The 4,971-nt window shown below is 52.8% G+C and carries 4 tRNA genes and 3 rRNA genes; all 7 read right to left on the bottom strand.

The features are described from left to right. Nucleotides 1-27 precede the first annotated feature (27 nt). Nucleotides 28-108 (bottom strand) — tRNA-Leu (locus ACFTS5_RS34195). Nucleotides 109-123: 15 nt separating this feature from the next. Next, a tRNA-Lys gene (locus ACFTS5_RS34190) sits at nt 124-199 on the bottom strand. 37 nt (nt 200-236) lie between these two features. After that, nucleotides 237-312 (bottom strand) — tRNA-Thr (locus ACFTS5_RS34185). Nucleotides 313-316: 4 nt separating this feature from the next. Then, nucleotides 317-392: transfer RNA gene (locus ACFTS5_RS34180), tRNA-Val, on the bottom strand. A gap of 22 nt (nt 393-414) precedes the next feature. Further along, a 5S ribosomal RNA gene (rrf, locus tag ACFTS5_RS34175) occupies nt 415-530 on the bottom strand. A 55-nt stretch (nt 531-585) separates the two neighbouring features. Continuing rightward, a 23S ribosomal RNA gene (locus ACFTS5_RS34170) occupies nt 586-3,514 on the bottom strand. A 176-nt stretch (nt 3,515-3,690) separates the two neighbouring features. Beyond that, nucleotides 3,691-4,971: ribosomal RNA gene (locus tag ACFTS5_RS34165) — 16S ribosomal RNA — on the bottom strand; the annotation flags it as partial.

Genomic DNA, 4,971 nt, shown 5'->3' with positions numbered 1-4,971 from the left:
GACATGTATGAGTTATTTTATTAAAAGTGCGGGTGAAGGGAGTCGAACCCCCACGCCAAAGGCGCTAGATCCTAAGTCTAGTGCGTCTGCCAATTCCGCCACACCCGCATATTTTATTGAAAATGGTGAGCCATGAAGGATTCGAACCTTCGACCCTCTGATTAAAAGTCAGATGCTCTACCAACTGAGCTAATGGCTCTTCTTACAAGAGACTTGAATATTATATCATATAAAAGTGGTGCCGGCAAGAGGACTTGAACCCCCAACCTACTGATTACAAGTCAGTTGCTCTACCAATTGAGCTACACCGGCATAATGGTGGAGGATGACGGGCTCGAACCGCCGACCCCCTGCTTGTAAGGCAGATGCTCTCCCAGCTGAGCTAATCCTCCATAATTACACTAACGTGCAATTGCTTGGCGGCGTCCTACTCTCACAGGGGGAAACCCCCGACTACCATCGGCGCTGAAGAGCTTAACTTCCGTGTTCGGTATGGGAACGGGTGTGACCTCTTCGCTATCGCCACCAAACAATTTGAGAGTATTCTCTCAAAACTAGATAACAGGTGTGACATCATTCAAAAATATGGTTAAGTCCTCGATCGATTAGTATCTGTCAGCTCCACGTGTCGCCACACTTCCACCTCAGACCTATCAACCTGATCATCTTTCAGGGATCTTACTTCCTTGCGGAATGGGAAATCTCATCTTGAGGGGGGCTTCATGCTTAGATGCTTTCAGCACTTATCCCGTCCGCACATAGCTACCCAGCGATGCCCTTGGCAGAACAACTGGTACACCAGCGGTGCGTCCATCCCGGTCCTCTCGTACTAAGGACAGCTCCTCTCAAATTTCCTGCGCCCGCGACGGATAGGGACCGAACTGTCTCACGACGTTCTGAACCCAGCTCGCGTACCGCTTTAATGGGCGAACAGCCCAACCCTTGGGACCGACTACAGCCCCAGGATGCGATGAGCCGACATCGAGGTGCCAAACCTCCCCGTCGATGTGGACTCTTGGGGGAGATAAGCCTGTTATCCCCGGGGTAGCTTTTATCCGTTGAGCGATGGCCCTTCCATGCGGAACCACCGGATCACTAAGCCCGACTTTCGTCCCTGCTCGACTTGTAGGTCTCGCAGTCAAGCTCCCTTGTGCCTTTACACTCTGCGAATGATTTCCAACCATTCTGAGGGAACCTTTGGGCGCCTCCGTTACCTTTTAGGAGGCGACCGCCCCAGTCAAACTGCCCACCTGACACTGTCTCCCCGCCCGATAAGGGCGGCGGGTTAGAAGGTCAATACAGCCAGGGTAGTATCCCACCGATGCCTCCACCGAAGCTGGCGCTCCGGTTTCCAAGGCTCCTACCTATCCTGTACAAGCTGTACCAACATTCAATATCAGGCTGCAGTAAAGCTCCACGGGGTCTTTCCGTCCTGTCGCGGGTAACCTGCATCTTCACAGGTACTATAATTTCACCGAGTCTCTCGTTGAGACAGTGCCCAGATCGTTGCGCCTTTCGTGCGGGTCGGAACTTACCCGACAAGGAATTTCGCTACCTTAGGACCGTTATAGTTACGGCCGCCGTTTACTGGGGCTTCAATTCGCACCTTCGCTTACGCTAAGCGCTCCTCTTAACCTTCCAGCACCGGGCAGGCGTCAGCCCCTATACTTCGCCTTACGGCTTCGCAGAGACCTGTGTTTTTGCTAAACAGTCGCCTGGGCCTATTCACTGCGGCTCTCTCGGGCTTGCACCCTAACAGAGCACCCCTTCTCCCGAAGTTACGGGGTCATTTTGCCGAGTTCCTTAACGAGAGTTCTCTCGATCACCTTAGGATTCTCTCCTCGCCTACCTGTGTCGGTTTGCGGTACGGGCACCTCTCACCTCGCTAGAGGCTTTTCTTGGCAGTGTGGAATCAGGAACTTCGCTACTATATTTCGCTCGCCATCACAGCTCAGCCTTCACGGGAAACGGATTTGCCTATTTCCCAGCCTAACTGCTTGGACGCGGATATCCAATACCGCGCTTACCCTATCCTCCTGCGTCCCCCCATTGCTCAAATGGTGAGGAGGTGGTACAGGAATATCAACCTGTTGTCCATCGCCTACGCCTTTCGGCCTCGGCTTAGGTCCCGACTAACCCTGAGCGGACGAGCCTTCCTCAGGAAACCTTAGGCATTCGGTGGAGGGGATTCTCACCCCTCTTTCGCTACTCATACCGGCATTCTCACTTCTAAGCGCTCCACCAGTCCTTCCGGTCTGGCTTCACAGCCCTTAGAACGCTCTCCTACCACTGTTCGAAGAACAGTCCGCAGCTTCGGTGATACGTTTAGCCCCGGTACATTTTCGGCGCAGAGTCACTCGACCAGTGAGCTATTACGCACTCTTTAAATGGTGGCTGCTTCTAAGCCAACATCCTGGTTGTCTAAGCAACTCCACATCCTTTTCCACTTAACGTATACTTTGGGACCTTAGCTGGCGGTCTGGGCTGTTTCCCTTTCGACTACGGATCTTATCACTCGCAGTCTGACTCCCAAGGATAAGTCATTGGCATTCGGAGTTTGACTGAATTCGGTAACCCGGTAGGGGCCCCTAGTCCAATCAGTGCTCTACCTCCAAGACTCTTACCTTGAGGCTAGCCCTAAAGCTATTTCGGAGAGAACCAGCTATCTCCAGGTTCGATTGGCATTTCACCCCTACCCACACCTCATCCCCGCACTTTTCAACGTGCGTGGGTTCGGGCCTCCATTCAGTGTTACCTGAACTTCACCCTGGACATGGGTAGATCACCTGGTTTCGGGTCTACGACCACGTACTCATGCGCCCTATTCAGACTCGCTTTCGCTGCGGCTCCGCATCTTCTGCTTAACCTTGCACGGGATCGTAACTCGCCGGTTCATTCTACAAAAGGCACGCCATCACCCGTTAACGGGCTCTGACTACTTGTAGGCACACGGTTTCAGGATCTCTTTCACTCCCCTTCCGGGGTGCTTTTCACCTTTCCCTCACGGTACTGGTTCACTATCGGTCACTAGGGAGTATTTAGCCTTGGGAGATGGTCCTCCCGGATTCCGACGGAATTTCACGTGTTCCGCCGTACTCAGGATCCACTCAGGAGAGAACGAAGTTTTGACTACAGGGCTGTTACCTCCTATGGCGGGCCTTTCCAGACCTCTTCATCTACCTCGTTCCTTTGTAACTCCGTACAGAGTGTCCTACAACCCCAAGAGGCAAGCCTCTTGGTTTGGGCTAATCCCGTTTCGCTCGCCGCTACTCAGGGAATCGCATTTGCTTTCTCTTCCTCCGGGTACTTAGATGTTTCAGTTCCCCGGGTCTGCCTTCTCATATCCTATGTATTCAGATATGGATACCACTCCATTACGAGTGGTGGGTTTCCCCATTCGGAAATCTCCGGATCAAAGCTTGCTTACAGCTCCCCGAAGCATATCGGTGTTCGTCCCGTCCTTCATCGGCTCCTAGTGCCAAGGCATCCACCGTGCGCCCTTTCTAACTTAACCGTTAAAAAGAATCACTACGTGATATCTTGCATTACTAATTGAATGTGAATTACTTCTGTTATCTAGTTTTCAAAGAACAACATCTCGAAGAATCGAATGATCCTTCAAAACTAAACAAGACAGGGAACGTTCTGTTTATAAGACCCAAGGTCTTATATTCCGTATAATATCCTTAGAAAGGAGGTGATCCAGCCGCACCTTCCGATACGGCTACCTTGTTACGACTTCACCCCAATCATCTGTCCCACCTTCGGCGGCTGGCTCCATAAAGGTTACCTCACCGACTTCGGGTGTTACAAACTCTCGTGGTGTGACGGGCGGTGTGTACAAGGCCCGGGAACGTATTCACCGCGGCATGCTGATCCGCGATTACTAGCGATTCCAGCTTCACGCAGTCGAGTTGCAGACTGCGATCCGAACTGAGAACAGATTTGTGGGATTGGCTTAACCTCGCGGTTTCGCTGCCCTTTGTTCTGTCCATTGTAGCACGTGTGTAGCCCAGGTCATAAGGGGCATGATGATTTGACGTCATCCCCACCTTCCTCCGGTTTGTCACCGGCAGTCACCTTAGAGTGCCCAACTGAATGCTGGCAACTAAGATCAAGGGTTGCGCTCGTTGCGGGACTTAACCCAACATCTCACGACACGAGCTGACGACAACCATGCACCACCTGTCACTCTGCCCCCGAAGGGGACGTCCTATCTCTAGGATTGTCAGAGGATGTCAAGACCTGGTAAGGTTCTTCGCGTTGCTTCGAATTAAACCACATGCTCCACCGCTTGTGCGGGCCCCCGTCAATTCCTTTGAGTTTCAGTCTTGCGACCGTACTCCCCAGGCGGAGTGCTTAATGCGTTAGCTGCAGCACTAAGGGGCGGAAACCCCCTAACACTTAGCACTCATCGTTTACGGCGTGGACTACCAGGGTATCTAATCCTGTTCGCTCCCCACGCTTTCGCTCCTCAGCGTCAGTTACAGACCAGAGAGTCGCCTTCGCCACTGGTGTTCCTCCACATCTCTACGCATTTCACCGCTACACGTGGAATTCCACTCTCCTCTTCTGCACTCAAGTTCCCCAGTTTCCAATGACCCTCCCCGGTTGAGCCGGGGGCTTTCACATCAGACTTAAGAAACCGCCTGCGAGCCCTTTACGCCCAATAATTCCGGACAACGCTTGCCACCTACGTATTACCGCGGCTGCTGGCACGTAGTTAGCCGTGGCTTTCTGGTTAGGTACCGTCAAGGTACCGCCCTATTCGAACGGTACTTGTTCTTCCCTAACAACAGAGCTTTACGATCCGAAAACCTTCATCACTCACGCGGCGTTGCTCCGTCAGACTTTCGTCCATTGCGGAAGATTCCCTACTGCTGCCTCCCGTAGGAGTCTGGGCCGTGTCTCAGTCCCAGTGTGGCCGATCACCCTCTCAGGTCGGCTACGCATCGTTGCCTTGGTGGGCCG

Source organism: Nocardia sp. NPDC056952 (assembly GCF_042674185.1).
Taxonomy (GTDB): Bacteria; Actinomycetota; Actinomycetes; order Mycobacteriales; family Mycobacteriaceae; genus Nocardia.
Note: the sequence above shows the minus strand (reverse complement) of the source record. Positions and strands in the feature narration are given on the sequence as shown.